Genomic DNA, 20,672 nt, shown 5'->3' with positions numbered 1-20,672 from the left:
TATCCCCCGAGCCGCCCCACCCCGGCGCACCCCGCCACCAGCACCTCCCATCCAGCACTCAGGAGAGCCGCTGATGTCATACCTGAGCTCCCGTCACCGCCGCAGAGCCACCCTCGGCCGCGCCACCGCCGCCGCCCTCGCCACGGCCCTGGCCACAACGGCCGTCGTCCTGACGGGCACCTCCGCCCAGGCCACCCCCACCTCCTCCACCACTCTGGTGGTCAACGCCAACCAGACCCTGCGCCCGGTCACCCACGTCGGCACGGGCAGCCTCTACGGCCTCGCCGACGACACCACCCCTGCCGACAGCCTGGTCCAGGCGCTGAAGCCGAACACCTTCGTACAGATGGCACCGGGCGGCTCCCAGCTGCCCAACGGCGAGCCCAAGCCCGCCGGTGACGCCCTGGTCGTGGCGCCGAAGGCGGCCCGCGCCGGCGCCAAGGTGGTCGCACGGATGCCGGACTGGTACCCGGACTTCCCCTACAAGTGGGTCAGCATGAGCGACTGGCTGTCCGCCGTGGACAAGCAGATCGCCGCCGTGAAGGCCTCCAACGTCACCAACATCTCGGCATGGGCCATCTGGAACGAGCCCGACGCGAATTGGGACACCACCCACGCCGGCCCGTTCGACGCCGCATGGAGCACGACGTACAAGGAGATCCGCTCCAAGGACACCACCACCCCAATCCAGGGTCCCAGCTTCGCGACGTACACCCGCGCGAAGATGCAGACGTTCCTCCAGGACGCCATCGCCAACAACACCGTGCCTGACGTCATCGCCTGGCACGAGCTGCAGAGCAGCGCGAACATAGCCGCCCACATCGCCGACTACCGCGCCCTGGAGTCCAGCCTCGGCCTCAGCCCGCGCCCGATCGACATCGAGGAGTACGGCACGCCGTCCGAGATGGGCAACTCCGGCGCGCTCATCAGCTACGCCGCGAAGTTCGAGCGGGCCGGCGTACGTGACGCCGAACTCGCCTTCTGGAACCACTACGGCACGCTCGGCGACACCCTGACCGACACCGGCGGCTCGCCCAACGGCTCGTACTGGACGTACAAGTGGTACGGCGACATGTCCGGGAACATGCTCGTCACCACGCCTCCCGCCCAGACCGGCATCGACGGCATCGCCTCCCTCAACGGCTCCGGCAACCAGATCAGCGTCGTCGCCGGCGGCTGCAGCGGCTCCTGCGCGGTGACGGTCAACGGTCTGTCGTCCCTGTCGGCCTTCGGCTCCACGGTCCACGTCAAGCTGGAGTACAGCCCGAACACCGGCCGTACGACCGCCTCCCCCGGTCCGATCACCGTCTCCGACGCCGACTACACGGTCACGAACGGCTCGATCACCGTTCCGGTGGCGATGAACGCCTCCGACGGCTACCACCTGGTCATCACCCCCAGCGGCACCGACACCTCCCTGGCCGGGCGCTACCAGATCACCAACAAGAACAGCGGACTCGCCCTGGACACACAGAACGCGGGCACCGCTCAGGGCACCTCGGTCGTGCAGTCCACGTCCACCACGGGCACCGACCAGAACTGGACCCTCGTGTCCGCAGGCTCGGGTCTCTACAAGATCGTCAACCAGAAGAGCGGGCTGCTGCTCGGTATCACCAACGCCGGCACCAGCGACGGCGGCACCGCCCTCATCTGGGGTGACAACGGCACCGCCGACCACCTCTGGCAGGTCATCCCGGCACCGGGCGGCTACTACAAGATCGCCAACTACAACAGTGGCCGTCTGCTCGGCGTCACCAACATGAGCACCACTTCCGGCGCCCAGGTCATCCAGTGGACCGACAACGGCACCGCCGACCACCTCTGGAATCTCACCTCCCGCTGATACACCCGCCAACGGCCCCGCGCCCGCCAACCACGGCAGACGCGGGGCCACCGCGTACAGCGGGCGACTTCACGCAGTGCGCCTGCGAGGTGCCGCGCCAGACGTGAGCCGAGCCGCTTCCACGTGCCGTCGTACGCCGACGAGGCCGATCCGGGATTCCATGAGGGTGTTCTCCAAGGCGTCCCCGACGGTGCCGATCGAGACTTCGATGCCGACCTCGAGGAGGTGGGCGGTGAAGGCGAAAGACGTGTACTGACTGCCCGCATTCAAATGATGAACCGGCCCGGAACAACGGGAGTCCCGGCGCGGTCCCGCCCCCACAGGTAGGTCGAGGACGAGTTTGGCCCGCTTGCTGGTGACGGTGGACCAGCCGACGATCGCCCGGGAGAACACGTCGACGACGAACGCGACGTAGACGATCCCGGACCAGGTGGCCACTTGGGTGAAGTCGGCCACCCACCGCCCGTGGCCGTCGTCCCGGATGGTGGCGCGGATCTTCCTCCCTCGTCGGGCGCCCTCAAGGCCAAGGTCGCGCATCAGCCGGACGACGGCGCATCGGGCCACCGTATGCCTTCGCGACGCTCGGGCAGCAGGGGTGGGACCGGCGGGGGTTCGTCCTCGCGGCGAGCGCTGCAGCCGCCGCATCCGCGGGTGCAGGAGTGTTCGGCCGGGTCCTGAACGGGGCGAGCGGCCGCGACGCGGTGACCTCACGCAGAAAACTGCACCTGCCCGCTCCGGCATCGCCGGCTGCGGAGGTGCCCGCTCCGGCATCGCCGGCTGCGGAGGTGCCCGCGGGCGCGTAGCTGCGGATCCCCCGGGTGAGCTCCTTCATGACGTCCGGCAAGGGTTTCTACAGGGTCGACACCGCCCTGGTCGTGCCGAAGGTGGATGCGAGCGCGTGGCGCCTGCGCGTTCATGGGCACGGTGTCGCCCGCCCGGTGACGTTGTCCTTCGAGGACCTGCTGAGGCGGGAGCTGGTCGAGCGGGACATCACGCTGACGTGTGTGTCGAACGAGGTCGGCGGCCCTTACGTGGGCAACGCCCGCTGGATCGGCGTGCGCCTGGCCGACCTGCTGGCCGAGTGCGGAATTCAGCCTCCCTCCAGGGGAGGGCCCGCCGATCAGCTCGTGGCCCGCTCCGTGGACGGCATGACCATCGGCAGCCCGCTCGAGGACGTCATGGACGGCCGCGACGCGCTGCTCGCCGTCGGCATGAACGACGAACCGCTGCCCTTCGACCACGGCTTGCTACGTCTCCGCGTGCAAGTGGATCGAGGACATCAAGCTCACCACCTTCGACGCCTACGACCCCTACTGGGTCAGACGCAAGTGGGCCCGCAAGGCGCCCATCAAGACCCACCGACGGTTCGCTGCGCCACCTGGTGACCGACGGCAAGGACCGGTTGAAGGTCACCGGCTACCTGGACACCTCCCACGGCCGGGTCACGACGACGGTCGAGCGGACCGTCACGACCGCGATCGACCACCAGTAGACGCCGGACGAGAACACCGACGACCAGACCGGTATGTGGAGCGACCACCAGACCGTGACCACCAACGGCCAGGTGTCCCGCACGAACCGCACCTACACGCTCGACGGCCGCTCCACCAGCGACAACGCCAACCGCCTCCGCGTGATCATGTCCGTCGGCGACCACGCGCTCCTCGACGCCACCCGCATCGACGACATCTACCAGGGAGACGCCACCTTCACCCTCGGCGTCCCCCGCGAGGATCTGAATGTTCATCGCTGCAGTCGATTACGTGAGCACGCGCCCGGCCAAGACGAGGGCATCCAGGTTCGCCACTGGACCTCCTGGCATCGCCACCTCACCCTGGCGATGCCAGCGCTGGCCTTCCTCGCCGCCGTCGCCGTCAGCGCGAAGCCCGTCCGGAACACCGACCCGAACCGTTCAGTGCGCAGCAGCGACCTGATCGACCTGACCGTCCCGGAGATCCGCCACCTCATCGCACTGGACTAGCTGCGGAGATGTGTCGTCTCCAGAGTCGCTCGGGCTGCCGTCAGCGCCGGGTGGGTCTGTTGCGCGACGCGGTGGAAGGTTTCCTGGGCGGGGCGGGCCGGCCAGGCCGGGGGAAGGTGGCGGGCCGGGAGTCTCGGGTCCGCGCGGATGGTCCGGAGCCAGTCGCTCACCAGGCGGAGCCGGGTGCCGATCGGGTCGTGGTCGGTGCCGTTTCCCAGGTGGGCGCTCCAGCGCTTGTCGAAGGCGACATAGCGGGCGGCGATGGACTCCAGGTCCCAGGTGCCGCAGATCATCTGCTCGATGTCGGTCACCTCGGCGGCCTGGGCGTGGAAGATCTTGACGTGGGCCGTGAGACCGAGGTCGGTGACCACCCTGGAGACGCCCACGTGCCCGGGGGCAATCCACAGGCCGCTGTACAGCGCGCCGAATCCGGACCAGCTGAGCCGTGAGCGCAGGTCGTGGCGCTGGCGTTTCCAGGCGTCGGGCAGGGAGAAGCCGAGCAGGGTCCAGGAGCCGTCCCAGTCGTCGTTGACGGCGCCCTGCTTCCAGATGCGGGTGCGGCCGTCGATCAGGACGCGGCCGGCCTGCGGGGTCAGGCCGAAGAACATCTTGCGGCCCTCGCGCTGACGCTGGAGCAGGCCTCGGTTGACCATGCGGGTGAGGGTGGAGCGTACGGCCTGTTCACCCACGCCCACGCGGCCCAGGACGTCGATGATGCTGCCCGAGTAGACGCCCAGGTCCCCCTCCTCCAGGACGTGATTGCCGAAGAAGGTGAGCATGAGCGACTGCGGGCGCGGCTGCGGCCCCTCCGCGGTGTCCAGGATGTCGTCGTCCTCCACGGGGGCAAGGGTACGACCGCCCGCCGACCGTGCGGCAGGCGGTCGTACGAGGTCACCGGCGGTCGGCGGGGTGGGCAAGGTCGTAGGGGCGGAGGTAGGGGGTGGGACGGTACGTGATGTAACGGGTGGGGGTGGTGGGGTCGGCCTCGGTGGCGCGGGAGTTGAGGGACGCCGGGTCGGTGCCCTGCCAGCTGCCGATGGTCAGGCGGTCCTCCAGGGTGTGGAGGGCGGCCAGTTGTTCGGCGGGGCTGAAGGTGCAGTGGCCGGCGTTGTCGACGTACGCCTGGCGAAGGAGGGGGGCGGCGCCGGCGGCCGTCACGGCTCGTCGCAGGGCGCTTTCCGTCTGGACGGGGACCAGAGGGTCGCCGATGGTGTGGATGGAGAGCTGGGGCTTGGCCAGCTTGCCGGTGAAGCTGCTGGTGGTGCCCATCCAGGCGACGGCGGCCGGGTCCGCGGTGACGCGCGGGGCCCGGTTGAGGGCGGCGAGGTCCTTGGTCAGGGAGAGGCCGGCCTTCTTGTACAGCGCGGTGACCTCCTTGCGGACGGAGGACTTCCCGAGCAGCCGTGCGTAGTCGACGCCGGTGTTCCAGGACATGTTGCCGCCCGCCCGCACCTCGGCCTCCTGGCGGCGGTTGAAGGCGGCCATCTTCAGCAGGCCCTTGACGGCGTCGTACTGGTTGGCCTGCTGGGCGTCCCAGTCGTTCGCGGCGGGGCGGGTCTGGGTGGGCGCGTTCCACACCGGGATGTTGTGCAGGGCCGTGGCGAGGGCGATACGGGCCCGGCCCTCGGCCGTGGACTGGGCGGAGTCGACCTTGGCGGTGAGGGTGTTCGCCGCGTCGGTGGCCGCCTCCTGGCTGGGGAGGTTCACCAGCGGGACGTCGGAGCCCAGGAGCGTCTTGAGGGCGAACACCGGGTCGAGGGTGTTGTTCCAGTTGGCCACGCCACCATGGACCAGGCCGCACATGGAGAGCGAGCCGTCGATCTCGTCTGGGGCGCGCTCGGCTATCGCGGTGGTGACCAGGCCTCCGTACGACCGTCCCCACGCGATGGTGCGGGAGGCCTGGCCGAAGCGGGTGGTGAAGGCCTTCAGGGTGGCCAGCTGGTCGGGGACCGCGTCGGTGACCGCCCAGCCGGTGCTGGCGTACGAGGAGCCGATGAGGGCGTAACCCTGCTGGAGGAGAAGGGCCTTGGTGGGGGCGTCCGGGGCGTCCTGGGCGGGGTTGGCGGGGCCGGCGTTGTAGCCGTGGCTGAAGAGGAGGACGGTGCCGTTCCAGGTGGCCGGGACGTCCATCATGTACGTGGCCCCGGAGGGGAGCCTGCCGTCCACGTGGGTGGGGTCCGCGTCCGCCGCCGTGGCCGCGGGTGCGGTGGTGAGGCAGAGCAGGAGGGCTGCCGTGCAAGCGATGCGGGTGCCGTGCCTCATGCGGTGATCTCCTCGGTGTGGTGGGGGGTGGTGGGGAGTTCGGGGGTGGGCTCGTCGCCGAGTGAGGTACGGCTCGTCTCGCGGACGAACCACACCGTCAGCGCGGTGATCAGCGAGCCGCCGCACAGCAGGAGGGCGACGGGGGTGCCGTTGCCGCTGCTCGCGACCAGGCTGCCGGCGATCAACGGGGAGAATCCGGCGCTCACGAGGGTCGCGCCCTGGTAGCCGAGGGAGGCGCCGGTGTAGCGGACCCGGGTGCCGAACATCTCGCTGAACAGGGCTCCCAGCGGGCCGTACATCAGCGACTGGGAGATGCCGTGGCCGATGACGACGGCCAGGATCAGGGCTCCCGACGACCTGGAGTCGACCAGCGCGAGGACGGGGAAGGCGGTGGCCGCGGACAGGATCGCGCCGGTGAGGACGACCGGGCGGCGGCCGATCCGGTCGGAGAGCGCGGACGCGCAGGGCAGGACCACCAGGGCGACCGCGGCCGAGACGGTGAGCGCGGTGAGCACCTGCGGGCGGGGATAGCCGATGCCGGTGGCGTACGCGATCAGGTAACTGGTCAGCAGGGACTGGGCGGTGAAGGCGCCGATGCCGACGCAGCAGGCCAGCAGCACGGGCTTCGGGCGGCGCAGGACGTCGAGGATGGGGAGCCTCGACTCGGCGCGGTCCTTCTTCACCTCGGCGAACAGCGGACTCTCGACCACCTTGAGGCGGACGAACAGGCCGACGCCGAGCAGCAACACGCTCAGCAGGAACGGCACGCGCCAGCCCCAGGCCGCGAACTGGTCCTTGGGGAGGGTGGAGACCAGGGCGACCACGGAGGCGGAGATCAGGGAGCCGAGCGGGGCTCCCATCTGGGTGAAGCTCGACCACAGGCCGCGGCGGCGCTCGCCCGCGTGCTCCACGACCATCAGGGTCGCGCCGCCCCACTCACCGCCGATGGCGATGCCCTGCACCACGCGCAGGGTGATCAGCAGGACCGGGGCCCAGACACCGGCGGTGTCGTATGTGGGCAGTACGCCGATGAGGAAGCTGGCACCGCCCATCAGGCCCATCGTGAGCAGCAGCATGTTCTTGCGGCCGAGGCGGTCGCCGAAGTGGCCGAAGACGATGCCGCCGATCGGGCGGGCCACGTATCCGGCGGCGAAGGTGCCGAACGCGGCGATCGTGCCCACGGCGGGGTCGGCGCCGGGGAAGAACAGTTCGCCGAACACGAGTGCGGCGACCGTGCCGTAGACGAGGAAGTCGTAGAACTCGACGGCGGTGCCGAGCATGCCGGAGAGGGCGACTCGGCGGAGTTGGAGGGTGCGTTCTGACGCGGTGGGGGCCGGAGGCATCGTGCTCTCCCTTGAGCGGGGGAAGGACACCATGAAATTAGGCTGCCTGCTGACTACCGTAAAGAAAGTGCACAACATTAGCGGGGGCATGCGGGGAGAATGTGATGCGCGCCACTGGAACCCACTGATCCCCAAAGGCAGTTGCGAGCGTGACCACAGATGTGCGAACCCGGATACGCGCCAGGGATCCGGACGCCCTTCGCGGAGCTCTACGACGAGTGCGCTCGCTCGGTGTGCAACCACGTCTTTCCAGCTGACCGACGGCGGTTCGCTGCGGCCCTGGCTGCTCGGCATCGCCAAGTACGTCTCGCTCCCACGAGCGCGGCAACCGGCGGTACCGGGCAGCCGCGGACGCGGCGGCCGGGACGGGTGTCGCGGAGGTCGCCGACCACGCGGAGGAGATCGCCGGGCGGCTGGACGACCGGCGCCGGACCGTCATCTGCCCTTTGTGGAGCGGGATCTGCCGGCGGGCCGCCACCAGTTCCCCAAGGAGCAGATGACGGTCCGGATCCGCCAAGACCTGCGTACGGCCACTGGCACACCCCGCCGCAACCCGTTCCCACGCCGGGCGGTCGTCCCTGCTGCCCGCGCCGGCCTGCGCCCTGGCCGGCGCGGTCGTGGGCGGTCTCGCCCTGACCGGACGTGACGGGAACTCCCTGGCCACCAGGCCCGCCCTGACGACCCGGATCGGCACCGCCGACGGCCGGGGCGGCGACCGGCTGCTCGACTTCCTGCTCGTGGCCCGGCCGACCCCGTCGGCAGCGAAGGAACTGCGGGCGAGTGTCCGGTCGGTGGAACGCCGGCGGTTCAACGACGAAGTGCCGGGCGTATGCTCGCGGCCTCAGCGCCAGTCGGGTACGCCGGAGACGGGCGGCAGGCGGGTTTCGATCTTCGCTCGCATCTCCTGCATCACGGAGATGATGCGGGCCTCGTGTTCCCTGGTCAACCGGGCCACCGGCACCGAGCAACTGATGGCGTCGGTGGCCGGTGTGTCGTACCGCAGGGCGAAGCCGAAGCCGGCGATACCGGGCACCGTCTCCTCGCGGTCGATGGAGTAGCCGCGCTCGCGCACCTGGGACAGGTCGGCGAGCAGTGCGGCACGGTCGGTGTGCGTGTTCTTCGTGAGGGTGGTCAACAGCCCATCCGTAAAGGGCAGTTCGTCGTCGGCGCGCTCGGCGAGCAACGCCTTGCCCAGCGCGCCCGCATGGGCCGGGACGCGACGGCCGACCCGGCTGATGGTGCGCAGGTACTCGTGGGACTCGCGGGTGGCGAGGTAGACGACGTCCGTGCCGTCGAGTCGTGCCATGTGGATCGTCTCGCCGAGCGCGTCCGACGCTTCGTCGAGGTACGGGCGGACCAGGCGGATGCGCCGGTCGCCGTCGAGGTAGCTGGTGCCGGTGAGCAGCGCGCGGATGCCGATGCCGTAGAGGGAGCCGGTGGCATCGGTGCGGACCCAGCCGTATTCGACGAGGGTCTGGAGCAGCTGGTACATGCTGCTGCGCGGCACACCAAGCTCCTCCGCGAGCTGATCCAGGCGCGAGGGCTGCTCACCCCGCTCGGCGAGGAGTCCCAGCAGCACGACGGTCCGGGCCGCTGACTTCACCCCGCGAACGCCTCTCGTCTCTGACATGCGCTCATCGTAAATCCGCGTCTATTCGTGTCTGCGCACCCATTGACCCGTCAGGTTCATGGTCCTAGCCTCCATCTGCATACATAGACAGCATCTGCATACAGGGACAGGCGACAGGCATGACAGCAATCAGCACCGAGGTCGCAGGGGTCGTCCAGCGGCTCCGTGAGGGAATGGCGAGCGGGGTACTGTCCTTCCCGCTCACGAGCTTCCGGGACGACGGCGGCCTCGACCTGGACGCCTACCGGGCATACCTGGCCGACCGGTTGGACAGCGCACCCGGCGCGGTGTTCCCGGCCTGCGGGACCGGGGAGTTCTTCTCGCTGGACGAGGACGAGTACCGGGCTGTCGTGCGGACCACGGTCGAGGTCACCGACGGGCGGTTGCCGGTGGTCGCGGGCATCGGCTACGGCTGGGCACAGGCGCTGCGCTTCGCCCGTATCGCGGAGGAAGTGGGTGCGGACGCCGCGCTGGTACTGCCCCACTACCTGGTCGGTGCACCACAGGACGGTCTGGTGGAGCAGCTGCGCCACATCGCCGACGGCACCCGGCTGCCACTCATCGCGTACCAGCGCGGTCAGGTCGCCTTCAGCGCCGACAGTCTGCGCCGGATCGCACAAATCCCCACCGTCATCGGTCTGAAGGACGGACACTGCGATCTCGACCGGCTCCAGCGCCTCACACTGGCCGCGCCCGACGGCTTCCTCTTCTTCAACGGCGCCTCTACCGCCGAGATCCAGGCCCGTGCCTACGCCACCGTCGGCGTGCCCGCCTACTCGTCGGCCGTCCACGCCTTCGCACCCGAGATCGCGAACGCCTTCTTCGCCGCTCTGCGGGACGGGGACGATGCGGGCGTGACCAAACTCCTGCGCGAGTTCTACGTCCCGCTGGTCGAACTGCGCGACCGGGTGCCGGGTTACGCCGTCTCCCTGGTCAAGGCCGCCGCCCGGCTGCGTGGCCTCCCGGTCGGCCCGGTGCGCGCCCCGCTCACCGACCCTGGCCCGGTCGACCTCGCCGATCTGGAGAAGGTGCTGGACCACGGTCTGAGCCTGGTCGGCGCCGTACGACGACCCGCTTGACGAACCCGGTCACCTCTCGTGCCCGGCCGCCCCCCGGCTCTGCCACGCGCCAGTGCCCTCTGCCTTCCGAGACTTGCGGCCGTTCTCGCCGTACGCCGATCGGGCCGCCCGGAGCCGACGGGGCGTCCGCCTGCCCAGCCAACAGTTCAAAGGGGAACTGTCATGCCCATACTCGTAGTCGGGATCAGTGTTCTGATTCTGCTGCTCCTCATGACCAAGCTGAAAGTCAACGGCTTCGCGGCCCTCCTGCTCGTGGCGGTCGGCGTAGCACTGGTCCGGGGAATCCCGGTGGCGACCATCCCGGACGTCCTCTCCGAAGGCATCGGGGGCCAGATCGGCGACACCATGCTCACCATCGGACTAGGTGCCATGGTCGGCCGCGTCATGGGGGACTCGGGCGCCGCTCAGCGTATAGCCGGCAAGCTGCTGGACGCTTTCGGCCCCCGCGGGGTTCAGGTGGCCATGGTGGTCACGTCCATGCTGATCGGCGTGACCATGTTCTACGAGGTCGCGTTCGTCATCGTGGTGCCCATAGCCTTCACCCTGGTCAGGGTCACCGGAACGAAGCTGCTGTGGGTCGGCCTGCCGATGTCCATCGCCCTGTCCACCATGCACAGCTTCCTGCCGCCGCACCCCGGCCCCACCGCGGTCGCCGCGACCTTCCACGCCTCCGTCGGGCTCACGTTGTTCTACGGCCTGTTCATAGCCGTTCCCGCCGGTGCGCTCATCGCCCTGACCTGGCCTCGTCTTCCATTCATCAAGGCGATGAACCCTTCCATCCCCAAGGGACTGGTCAGCGAGCGCGAGTTCACCGACGAGGAGATGCCCGGGCTGGGTTGGTCGCTGTTCGTGGCGCTCTTCCCCGTGGTGCTGATCGTGGCCGCTGCCGTGACCGACATGGCCACCTCCACCGAGAGTCCGCTCCTGCACGCCGTCGCCTTCATCGGCTCGGCCCCGATCGCGTTGCTGCTGACCCTTTGCCTGGCGGCGTGGGCGTTCGGACCGCGGATCGGCCGCAGCCTGGACGACGTCGGCGCCTCCTGCACCTCAGCGGCCAAGGCGATGGCAATGATCCTTCTGGTGATCGGCGCCGGCGGGGCCTTCAAGAACGTCCTCGTCGAAGGCGGGATCTCCGACTACATCAAGGACGCCACGGACGGCTGGTCCATCTCGCCGATCGTCCTTGCCTGGCTCGTCGCCGTCATCCTCCGCATCGCGCTCGGCTCGGCGACGGTCGCCGTCGTCACGGCCTCCGGCGTGGTGCTGCCGCTCCTGGCGGGCAGCGGGGTCCACCCGGAGATCATGGTGCTCGCCGTCGCCTGCGGTTCCATCGCGTGCTCCCACGTCAACGACCCTGGATTCTGGCTGTTCAAGGAGTATTTCAACCTCTCCGTCGTCGAGGCGATCAAGGTCCGCACCACCTACACGACGGTGCTCGCCGTGCTCGGCCTGGGCGGCGTCCTGGCGGCCGAGTGGGCCCTCGACATCCTCAGCCTTTGAACCGGAACCCCCTGAACCGGAAACCTCTGATCACCCGCACGTCTCACCCGCAGAAGGACACCCGATGAGTATCGGACAGCCGACCGTCACGGCGCTCTCCGTCTATCCGGTCGCAGGCCGGGACAGCATGGAGCTGAACCTCTCCGGCGCCCACGGCCCCTACTTCACCCGCAACATCGTCGTCCTCACCGACTCCGAGGGACGCACCGGACTGGGCGAAGTACCCGGTGGGGAGAAGATCACGCAGACGCTGCGCGACGCCGAACCGCTGGTCGTCGGGGCGAAGGTGGGCGAGTACAAGCGCGTCCTGCGCGAGATCGGCGACCGGTTCGCCGACCGCGACACCGGCGGACGGGGCGCCCAGACCTTCGACCTGCGCACCACCGTCCACACGGTCACCGCCATCGAGTCGGCGCTGCTCGACTTGCTCGGGCAGCACCTCGACGTGCCCGTCGCGGCGCTCCTGGGCGACGGGCAACAGCGGGATTCCGTACGGGTGCTGGGCTACCTCTTCTACGTGGGTAACCCAGACCGGACCGACCTGGAGTACGTCCGGGAACCCGACTCCCCCGTTGAGTGGTACCGGGTCCGGCACGAGGAGGCCCTGACGCCCGAGGCGATCGTCCGTCAGGCCGAGGCGGCCTACGGCCACTACGGATTCCGGGACTTCAAGCTCAAGGGGGGCGTCCTCAATGGCGCCGAGGAGGTCGCGGCCGTACGAGCTCTCAAGGACCGCTTCCCCGAGGCCCGCATCACCCTCGACCCGAACGGCGCGTGGTCACTGAGCGAGGCGATCGAACTGTGCCGGCCGCTGGTCGGCACGCTCGCCTACGCCGAGGACCCCTGCGGAGCCGAGGACGGCTACTCCGGACGGGAGATCCTCGCCGAGTTCCGCCGCGCCACCGGCCTTCCCACCGCGACCAACATGATCGCCACCGACTGGCGTCAGATGACCCACGCTCTGGCCCTCCAGTCGGTCTCCATCCCGCTGGCCGACCCACACTTCTGGACCATGCAGGGCTCTGTCCGGGTGGCGCAGCTGTGCAACGCGATGGGACTGACCTGGGGCTGCCACTCCAACAACCACTTCGACATCTCCCTGGCCATGGTGACCCACTGCGGCGCCGCAGCCCCCGGCGAGTACAACGCCCTGGACACCCACTGGATATGGCAGGAAGGGCTGGAACGCCTCACCACCGCCCCGCCGCTCATCACCGGTGGTGAGATCGCGGTCCCGGACGCGCCGGGGCTGGGCGTCCACCTCGACATGGACCGGCTCCTCGCAGCCCACGATCTCTACCAGGAAAAGGGGTTGGGGGGCCGCGACGATGCAGTCACGATGCAATACCTCATTCCTGACTGGAAGTTCGACAGTAGGCGCCCCTGCCTGGTTCGGTAGGCGACTGTCCGTGGACCCGCCTTCGTTCCGGTCCTGGTGAGAGCACCGTCCTCTAACGGAGCAGCATCGCAGATCAGGGGCACTTGCAAGGGCCATCCCGTCCATTGCGGCGGTGTGCAGGGAGCCGTCCGGGCCGCGGTGCGCTTGAGAGGCACCCGTCGATGCTTTGATTCCGGCACTCCCGCCTGTCACACGGCCGCTCCGAAGGAGCCGGTTCCGGTGCGGTGGCTGACGGCAGCGGCCGGCGTCACCCACACCACGCCGGGGGCGGTGGCGGGTTAGGGACGGTGGCCGGACCTCTCGTCAGCGTCTCCGACGGCACCTCCCGGGCCCGGCCGGCCCCAGGTCGGCCGTTCTCATCCGTTGGCCAAGGGGCAACAGTCATGCCGGGCCCGGAGGCCAGCAGCCCTCTTTCGGGACCGCGAAGAAAGTGACGGGGCACCGCAGGGCCTGGCGGGAGGGGTGACCGCCCGGCGACCCCGCACGACTGGGCCTCCAACGCGGCCCGTCAGATCGGCCGCGAGGCGGTGATCCTCACGTACGACGGTGTCGGCCACGGTGTCTACTGGCGGACCCGCCGCGCAGGCTCCACGTCGACGGGACCCCGAAGCCGGGTAGAGCAACGCCCCCTGAGCCGTCAGCAGGTCCATGTCGCACATCACCGGGTTGCGGGGCGCGGCCCGGCCGGAACACGGTCGGGCCGCGCCCGTCGCTCAGGACCGGATCGGATCAGGCCGCGTCACACGGTTGACCGGTACAGCCGTGGCGCGGGCAACCTCCTCAAGAGCGGCGGCCGACGCCTCGCCGTGCTCGCCCCTGGCGCTCGCCCTGGTACTGCAACGGTGCTTGCCGTGGCTGCTGGGCAGTTCGCTCGTTGGTGTGGTTATGGGTGGGGACCTTGCCGGTGTCAGGTTGTGGGCGGGTGAACTGGACGCTCCGCATGAGCGGTTCGTGCATCAACCGGGAGGAGCCGCGTCAGTCGGCGCTGGCGCATATGCGGGGGCTGGTTGCGCCGCTGCAGCGCAAGAACGGCTGGACGCTGGCGGAGGAAGCCGGGCACGCGGGTCCCGATCGCATCCACCGGCCGTTGAACCGGATCGAGTGGGGCGCCGACGGAACTTGATCAGACCCTGACAGACACCGAGGAATTCAGCGGGCGGACAACAGGTCCAGTACGGACTCGTCGCCGGCAGTCACGGATACATGTCACAGCAGGGCAACAGACTCGCCGGAGCGGGCTGAAAAGAATTGATGGGGGCACTCGGCCTTCTGCGGCACCGATAGATGCCGGTCCCCGGAGGAAAGAGAAAATCGTGTACATAGGCCTGGGTACCGTCGTCATTGTCATTATCATCATCGTTGTCGTCATGATTCTGCGCCGTCGCTGACCAATCCCCCGAAGGCCGGGCGATCAGCCACGACCACAGCCCGCCCCGGATTCCCTTGCCAGGCTCCCCGGGCGGGCATGGTCACGATCAGCGAGACGGCGGTTGTCGAAGACGACGAGTTCGACCAGCAGCCGGCAGAGTTGAGGATGATGAGACCGCCGAGGAGCATGCCAGGCCGCCGTCACCACAGACCCGGCTCGGCCAGGGAGACCTGGCTGATGATGGCCGGGACGGGCGTACGGCTTTCGACCCCGTCGTAGAGGTCGCGTTGAATGGGCTCTCGCGGCGGAGGCGGCCTCCTCCTCGCGGCGGCACTCGACCGATCATGGATGCCATGATCTGCAGTGCGCTGCGGCAGTGGCCTCCTGGAGGCGATGCATCCGCGTGTACTTTTCGCCGACGTCCAGCGCGCGGGCCCGCCGCGGGTCCTGGGTGACGCCGGCGGGGCAGGTGTCCGTGTGGCAGTGCTGGGCCTGGATGCAGCCGACCGCGAACGTCATGGCGTGGGCCGCGTTACCGTGGTCGGCGCCCTGGATCAGGCGTTTGACGAGGTCCGTCCCAGTGACAATCTTGCCGCTGGCGCCGATCCGGATCCGATCCCGCAGGCCCGCGCCGACCAGAGCGTTGTGCACGGTCATCAGAACTTCCCTGAGCGGTATGCCGACGTGGCCGGCGCATTCGAGCGGTGTGGTGCCTGTGCCGCCCTCCGCGCCGTCGACGAAGATGAAGTCGGGTGCGGTGCCCTCCTCGATCATCGCCTTGCACACGACGAGGAACTGGCACCGCGAACCGGGGGACAGCTTGAAGCCGGTCGGCTCGACGCCGGACAGCTCCCGCATCCGTGCGATGAAACAGACCAGTTCACGAGGCGTCGAGAACGCCCAGTGGTAGGGCGGTGAGACCACCGTCCGTCCCTCGAGGACGTCCTGCACCGGGCGATCTCCGCGTTCACCTTGGCCCCCGCAGTACACCCCCGATACCGGGCTTGGCGCCCAGCGACAGCTTCAAAGACGCGCCTGACGCTCTCGCCCGACGCCTTCTCGACGAACTCCCCGCCATCGAAGTCCCCGTCCCGGGTCCGGCAGCCGAAGTAGCCGGCACCGATCTCCCGGACCAGGTCACCACCCGGACGCAGGTGGTACTCCGACAGTCGGCCCTCGCCGCTGCCGTGCGCGAAACCGCCTGCCGCGGCACCCTGGTTGAGCGCCAGAACGGTATTGGCCGACAGCGAGCCGAAGCTCATCGCGGAGACGTTCAGCAGTGCCATGTCGTACAGCCGGGTGCAGTCAGAACCCCCGATCCGTACGCGTGGCGGAGTACTGCCGCAACTCGGGACGGCTGCGCTGCAGCAGGAAGGGACTGTGTTGATTCTGGTACTTTCTTGCCGCCTAATATTTCCCAATACTCGAAATTAGAAATTGTGTGGGACGCGAAACGATGGGCACTCGCCCTACCGAGGGGCGCCCACCGAAATATCGGACGGGCTTCCTCGGTATTCATGCGCTACAAGGGGAGGTTTGTATGACGGACAACATGTGGGGTTACCCGGCCGAGTCGGGCCACCAGACGGGGACGGACCTGACCGGATTCAAGGTCGAGGCGAGTGACGGTTCGATCGGCAAGGTCGACAAGCACTCGGAGGACGTCGGGGCCGGGTACATCGTGGTCGACACCGGAGTGTGGATCTTCGGCAAGACGGTTCTTCTCCCTGCCGGTGTCATCTCGTCCATCGACGTCGCGGGGCAGACGATCCACGTAGGCCGGACCAAGGACGAGATCAAGAACTCCCCCGAGTTCGACAAGGACAAGCACATCGGCGACCCCGGCTACCACGAGCAGGTCGGCGGATATTACGGAGACCACCGAGCCTGACCGTCACTCCGCGGCACACAGGGGCGGGCACCGGCGTTCTGCCGGTGCCCGTGCCCGCCCTTCGCTGTGCCCGGGCTTCCCGCCGACATCGCCGCCGGCCCTCGGGATGTTGTCGGATAATCCGCGGTGCCCGTGCCGTCGTACGGAGATCAGCAGCACCTGCCCACGTTGACGACTACTCCCCAACACGTCCTCACAGCCATCGCCGTGAAACATCGAACGCCTCAGCGGTCAGCCAGCGACCGGGGAAGCCTCTCCGCCGAGACCGCCGACCGCTTTCCCGACCTTCCTGGACCAGAACGAGATCCCCCGGTCAAAGTCCTGGCGAACCTCGGCAGCCGAGCCCACCATCCAAGAACCCCAACAGAGTCAAGCTGAGCCTGGTGTTTAACCTCGGCCGTTCACCTGACCCTCTGATCTTGGTTCATTCCCGGGACGACAGGGCGGCCGTTCTTCACGCTTCGAGGTGTTGAGCAACGTTGCGTTAAGGGACAGCCGCTGGAAGCGCCTCGATGGCCAGTGAGCCTTTTCAGCGCGGCCACTGATCGGGTGACGCCGTCGGGGTGCGCAACGCACGAGGCTCCCGTGCCGTTGGGGGAGGTGTTCGAAGTCTCAACCCACAGGCACAGGAGCCGCGTTGGTTTCCTATCCTGCCGCACTCGACCTGCCCCACGCCTTGGTCGAGTGGGTCACCATGCTCATCGTCACCCGCGAGGGTGACCGCCGCTGCAAACTCCCGCCGCACCAGCGTGCGCTCGTCGGCCTGGTGTACCTGCGTCGGCACGACACCCTCGCGCAGATCGCCGTCGGCTTCGGTATCTCGGTGGGCACCGCCCACGCCTACGCGGCAGCCGTCGTCGACCTGCTCGCCGACCGCGCGCCCGGCCTGCTGCGGGCGCTGCGCGAAGCCGACCCCGACCACGTCCTGCTCGACGGCACCCTGGCGGAATGCGACCGCGTCGGCGACTCACGCGCGGACTACTCCCACTGTGAGGATGGCGGTCGTGTCGTTCTGGCCACGGCTTGACTCGTACTCTCACTGGCCACTTGTGCCTTGTGTTTGATCTGTCAGCCGGACCGGAACGAGACGCACTGGCACCGGGCCGGCGGAGCGTGTCCCGATAGGGGCCTTGGCCTCGAAGGCACCGTCACAGTTCTGACCGCACCACCGACCGGCGCTGACTATCGGTACGTCGTCGAACAGGAGCACAGTGACCACCCTCGGCATGCCTTCTGCCCTTCCTGCCATCCACGATGTCGAGGCTGCGGCCGAGCCGCGCATGGTGGTGCTCGGCGTCGACACTCACAAGGACGTGCACGTCGCCGCCGTCCTTGACCACCTTGGCAGGCTGCTGAGCAGCGGGGAGTTCCCGGCCACGGCGGCCGGCTACCGCCACCTTCTCGACTGGGCACGCCATTCGGGACGGTGCTGCGCGCCGGGGTGGAATGCACCGGCTCCTACGGCGCGGGCCTGGCCCGCTTCCTCGCGACCCAGCAGGTTTCGGTGGTGGAGGTCAACCAGCCCGACCGATCCACCCGGCGCCGCCGCGGCAAGACCGACGCCGTCGACGCCGAGGCCGCCGCCCGGGGCGCGCTGTCGGGCATGGCACGGGCGCTACCGAAGAGCGGCGACGGGCACGTGGAAGCACTGCGTATGCTCCGGTTGGCGAAGAACTCCGCGGTCAAAGCCCGTACTCAAGCGCTCAACCAGCTCAAGTCCGTGCTGGTCAACGCTCCGTCCGCCCTACCCGAGGAGCTGGAGCCGCTCTCGACTTCGCTACTGCTCCGCCGATGCGCAGGACTGGCCGACACCCGCGAGGGCAATCCGGCAGCCGACACGGCGGTCTTCACGCTGCGGCTGCTGGCGAAGCGCGTTGTGCAGCTTCGGCAGGAAGCCACCGAGCTCGGAAGGCGGATGACCATAGCGGTCCGGGCTACTGCGCCCAGCCTGCTGGAGCAGCTCGGGATCAGACCCGACAGTGCGGCGGCCCTGCTGATCACCGCAGGCGACAACCCGGAACGGCTGGCCAGCGAGGCATCCTTCGCCGCCCTGTGCGGTGTCAGCCCTGTTCAGAAGTCCTCGGGGAAGAGCCAACGCCGTCGGCTCAACCGCGGCGGAGACAGGCAGGCCAACGCCGCTCTGCACCGCATCGTGGTCACACGCATGCGACAAGACGAGCGCACTCGCCTCTACCTGGAGCGACGCACCGCCGAAGGAAAGGGAAAACGCGAGGTCATGCGCTGCCTGAAACGCTACGCAGCCCGCGAGGTGTACCACCTGATCCACGCCGACATGATCACGCGTCACCAGCAGCCTCATACTTCAGCAACCCTAATGATCGCAGCTTGACGAACATAGGGGCATCAAGCACCGCCGACACGGGGTGAACGTGCAAGACGCTCAAGTACCTTGAGTATCTCGGCTACTACGCGCGCCACCGGGGCTTGACCACGATGCTGTGGGACAACGGCAGTCGCTTCAACCGCCGCACCCTGCAATGGAACGACCCGAGCCTCTATGCGCAGATACGGTCCAGCTGGACCGGGCGCTCCGGCACCGCCTCCACCGATCAGCTCTTCGTGCCCAAGGGCAAGACCCCGACGGACGCGACGATCACGCTGAACCTCAACGGCACCAGGCTGACGAGGATCGATGCCGGCACCCGCCCCCTGATCCGGGGCGTGGACTACCGTCAGCGGCAACACGCTGACGATCGCAGCGGCGACGCTCAGCCGACTGACCACATCACAGGAGTACGGCACGAATGCCGTTCTCTCCCTCCGGTTCACGGACGGAAGTCCTTGGACCGTCAACGTCATCACCTATGACAAGCCGGTGCTGACGAGCGCGAAGGGTACGACGACCTCGCTGGTGATTCCCACCGCGTTCAACGGAGACAAGTTGGCGACCATGGAAGCCGTCTACGCCGACGGCACTGCCGCCGGTCCGCAGTCCTGGACGACGTACAAGCAGTTCAATGTGGCCTTCACACCGGACTACACCGCAGGCACGATCACCTTGCCGACCGCCTTCTTCGACGGTGTCACCGACAACACCACTGTGACCCTCACCTTCCACTTCTGGAGCGGGACGCGACTGACGTACACACTGACCAAGTCCGGCACCGCAGCCACGGGCACCTCCGCCTGAAAACGGGTCCACCAGTAATGAGGCGATATCACACGTGGTGAGTCCGGCGCGTCTCGTGTAGCAGGTCAGGGCGGCACTTCAACCAAATCGGGCCGGGACTGAAGCAACGCGGGTCAGGAGCGGCAAGGTGCCCTGGTGGTGCTTCGTATGACGAGGTGTGGTGTGACGACGACTTCTCGTTCGTCGTCCGCCGCCCCACCCTCCAGCCGGGCGACGGCCCGGCTCACGGCCCGGCGCGCCAGCTGGCGGGCTTCTTGCCCGACCGTGGTGAGTTGGACGTGGGCCAGGCGGGCGAGGTGGCTGTCGTCGAAGCCGACGACCGAGATCTCGTCGGGCACAGGGATACGGGCGCGCAGAAAGGTGTCGAGGACGCCGATGGCGCAGTGGTCGTTGAAGGCGAGGACGGCGGTGGGGCGGGCCGCCTCGGCGAGGAGTGTTCGTGCGGCTGCCGCGCCGTGGTCCTCGGTCAGCCCGCCCGGCACGAGGCGGACGCGGTCGGTGAGGCCGTGGTGCTGCATGGCCGACTTGTAGCCGCGGCGCCGGTCGGCCGCGCCCGGCGCCCTGCCCCCGTCGATGTGGGCGATGTCGCGGTGGCCCAGTGCCACGAGGTGGTCGACCGCCTGGCGGGCGCCCTCGTCGTCGGCCGCGCGGACGACGTCGACGCCGTCGGCTAGCGGACGCAGCCGGCGGGCTACGGAGACGACGGGAAGCTGCGCCGCGAGTTCTGCCAGCCGGGCCGCCGGGGCATGGGGGCTGAGCAGGATCAGCGCCTCGCAGCGGTCGGCGAGCAGCATCTCCACCGCCTCCTGTTCGCTGCGGCTCGCAGTGACGGCGCTGAGCGCGATCTGGTAGCCGGCCGCCCCCGCCGCGGCGTAGAGCGCCTCAACCATGTCGGCGTGGAAGGGCTGTCGCAGGTCGAACTGCACTCCCACCAGGTGTGAGCGGCTGCTGCGCAGGAGGCGGGCCCTGCTGTCCGGCCGGTAGCCGATCTCCTGCGCGGCCCGCAGCACCCGCTCGCGACTCGCCGCGCTGGGCCCCTTGGCACCGCGCATGACCATGGAGGCAAGCGGCACGGAGACACCTGCCCGCGCCGCGAGGTCGCTGAGCGTCGGCCGCTTTCCGTCCGGGACGGCAGAGCGCGATGGCACCGTCGGCCTTCCTGATCGAGGGGCTTCTTCGAGGTGATCGTAGACCGGGCCAAGCAGGACACGCACCGATCAGCGT

The 20,672-nt window shown here is 68.8% G+C and carries 14 protein-coding genes and 7 pseudogenes; 14 read left to right on the top strand and 7 right to left on the bottom strand.

The features are described 5' to 3' along the window. Nucleotides 1-73: 73 nt before the first annotated feature. The gene (locus tag ACIPFH_RS35635; RefSeq protein WP_401833199.1) at nt 74-1,843 is read left to right on the top strand and encodes an RICIN domain-containing protein; all 1,770 of its coding nucleotides are present in this window, start codon (nt 74-76) and stop codon (nt 1,841-1,843) included. Between the two features lie 69 nt (nt 1,844-1,912). Here the strand turns inward: ACIPFH_RS35635 and ACIPFH_RS35630 are convergent, their stop codons facing one another. Further along, nucleotides 1,913-2,380, bottom strand: a complete 468-nt coding sequence (locus tag ACIPFH_RS35630) for a DDE-type integrase/transposase/recombinase (RefSeq protein ID WP_401833197.1) — start codon at nt 2,378-2,380, stop codon at nt 1,913-1,915. 53 nt (nt 2,381-2,433) lie between these two features. Between ACIPFH_RS35630 and ACIPFH_RS35625 the strand changes: the two are divergent. Next, nucleotides 2,434-3,220 (top strand): annotated as a pseudogene (locus ACIPFH_RS35625) (molybdopterin-dependent oxidoreductase); the annotation flags it as partial. A 169-nt stretch (nt 3,221-3,389) separates the two neighbouring features. Next, nucleotides 3,390-3,824 carry a hypothetical protein gene (locus ACIPFH_RS35620; RefSeq protein ID WP_401833195.1) on the top strand — a complete coding sequence of 145 codons (435 nt, stop codon included), beginning with the start codon at nt 3,390-3,392 and terminating at the stop codon, nt 3,822-3,824. On the opposite strand, the gene ACIPFH_RS35615 is transcribed toward ACIPFH_RS35620, so the two are convergent. Genes ACIPFH_RS35615 through ACIPFH_RS35605 form a run of 3 tightly spaced genes read right to left on the bottom strand, consistent with a single transcriptional unit; the run spans nt 3,821 to nt 7,429 of the window. Beyond that, the gene (locus ACIPFH_RS35615) at nt 3,821-4,663 is read right to left on the bottom strand and encodes a PaaX family transcriptional regulator C-terminal domain-containing protein (protein ID WP_401833194.1); all 843 of its coding nucleotides are present in this window, start codon (nt 4,661-4,663) and stop codon (nt 3,821-3,823) included. The two genes, ACIPFH_RS35620 and ACIPFH_RS35615, sit on opposite strands and share 4 nt — an antisense overlap. A 52-nt stretch (nt 4,664-4,715) precedes the next feature. Further along, on the bottom strand, nt 4,716-6,086 hold the full coding sequence (locus tag ACIPFH_RS35610; protein ID WP_401833191.1) for a prolyl oligopeptidase family serine peptidase: 1,371 nt from the start codon (nt 6,084-6,086) through the stop codon (nt 4,716-4,718). Further along, nucleotides 6,083-7,429 (bottom strand): MFS transporter, encoded by a 1,347-nt coding sequence (locus tag ACIPFH_RS35605; protein WP_401833188.1) that lies wholly within the window; start codon nt 7,427-7,429, stop codon nt 6,083-6,085. Before ACIPFH_RS35605 ends, ACIPFH_RS35610 begins: the two co-directional genes overlap by 4 nt. 149 nt (nt 7,430-7,578) lie before the next feature. Here ACIPFH_RS35605 and ACIPFH_RS35600 point away from each other — a divergent pair. Next, a pseudogene (locus ACIPFH_RS35600) lies at nt 7,579-7,860 on the top strand (RNA polymerase subunit sigma); the annotation flags it as partial. Nucleotides 7,861-8,270: 410 nt separating this feature from the next. Here ACIPFH_RS35600 and ACIPFH_RS35595 read toward each other — a convergent pair. Next, nucleotides 8,271-9,059: an IclR family transcriptional regulator gene (locus tag ACIPFH_RS35595; RefSeq protein ID WP_401833186.1), complete on the bottom strand. Its 789-nt coding sequence runs from the start codon at nt 9,057-9,059 to the stop codon at nt 8,271-8,273. Between the two features lie 119 nt (nt 9,060-9,178). On the opposite strand from ACIPFH_RS35595, the gene ACIPFH_RS35590 reads away from it, so the two are divergent. The 5 genes and pseudogenes from ACIPFH_RS35590 to ACIPFH_RS35570 all read left to right on the top strand — a co-directional run. Continuing rightward, nucleotides 9,179-10,138: a 5-dehydro-4-deoxyglucarate dehydratase gene (locus ACIPFH_RS35590; RefSeq protein ID WP_401833185.1), complete on the top strand. Its 960-nt coding sequence runs from the start codon at nt 9,179-9,181 to the stop codon at nt 10,136-10,138. Between the two features lie 162 nt (nt 10,139-10,300). Beyond that, on the top strand, nt 10,301-11,638 hold the full coding sequence (locus tag ACIPFH_RS35585; RefSeq protein ID WP_401833182.1) for a gluconate:H+ symporter: 1,338 nt from the start codon (nt 10,301-10,303) through the stop codon (nt 11,636-11,638). Nucleotides 11,639-11,708: 70 nt separating this feature from the next. Then, nucleotides 11,709-13,037: an enolase C-terminal domain-like protein gene (locus ACIPFH_RS35580; protein WP_401833350.1), complete on the top strand. Its 1,329-nt coding sequence runs from the start codon at nt 11,709-11,711 to the stop codon at nt 13,035-13,037. Between the two features lie 482 nt (nt 13,038-13,519). Beyond that, nucleotides 13,520-13,963 (top strand): annotated as a pseudogene (locus tag ACIPFH_RS35575) (hypothetical protein); the annotation flags it as partial. Next, nucleotides 13,923-14,151: pseudogene (locus ACIPFH_RS35570) on the top strand (IS701 family transposase); the annotation flags it as partial. The pseudogenes ACIPFH_RS35575 and ACIPFH_RS35570, both read left to right, overlap by 41 nt. Nucleotides 14,152-14,748: 597 nt before the next feature. Here the strand turns inward: ACIPFH_RS35570 and ACIPFH_RS35565 are convergent. Beyond that, nucleotides 14,749-15,668 (bottom strand): annotated as a pseudogene (locus tag ACIPFH_RS35565) (glutamate synthase-related protein). A gap of 278 nt (nt 15,669-15,946) precedes the next feature. On the opposite strand from ACIPFH_RS35565, the gene ACIPFH_RS35560 reads away from it, so the two are divergent. The 5 genes and pseudogenes from ACIPFH_RS35560 to ACIPFH_RS35540 all read left to right on the top strand — a co-directional run bounded on the left by ACIPFH_RS35560 (nt 15,947) and on the right by ACIPFH_RS35540 (nt 19,448). Next, on the top strand, nt 15,947-16,297 hold the full coding sequence (locus ACIPFH_RS35560; protein ID WP_401833179.1) for a PRC-barrel domain containing protein: 351 nt from the start codon (nt 15,947-15,949) through the stop codon (nt 16,295-16,297). 637 nt (nt 16,298-16,934) lie between these two features. Next, nucleotides 16,935-17,318: pseudogene (locus ACIPFH_RS35555) on the top strand (transposase family protein); the annotation flags it as partial. Nucleotides 17,319-17,523: 205 nt separating this feature from the next. Continuing rightward, nucleotides 17,524-18,647, top strand: a pseudogene (locus ACIPFH_RS35550) (IS110 family transposase). A 95-nt stretch (nt 18,648-18,742) separates the two neighbouring features. Then, on the top strand, nt 18,743-19,126 hold the full coding sequence (locus ACIPFH_RS35545) for a hypothetical protein (RefSeq protein WP_401833177.1): 384 nt from the start codon (nt 18,743-18,745) through the stop codon (nt 19,124-19,126). Between the two features lie 7 nt (nt 19,127-19,133). Beyond that, entirely contained in the window at nt 19,134-19,448 is a 315-nt protein-coding gene (locus ACIPFH_RS35540) for a hypothetical protein (RefSeq protein WP_401833174.1), read from the top strand. 113 nt (nt 19,449-19,561) lie between these two features. Here ACIPFH_RS35540 and ACIPFH_RS35535 read toward each other — a convergent pair whose 3' ends face one another. Then, nucleotides 19,562-20,596: a LacI family DNA-binding transcriptional regulator gene (locus ACIPFH_RS35535; RefSeq protein ID WP_401833173.1), complete on the bottom strand. Its 1,035-nt coding sequence runs from the start codon at nt 20,594-20,596 to the stop codon at nt 19,562-19,564. Nucleotides 20,597-20,672 lie beyond the last annotated feature (76 nt).

Origin of the sequence: Streptomyces sp. NPDC088157 (assembly GCF_044741545.1) — a bacterium.
GTDB lineage: Bacteria > Actinomycetota > Actinomycetes > Streptomycetales > Streptomycetaceae > Streptomyces.
This window is presented reverse-complemented; position numbering and strand designations above follow the sequence as displayed.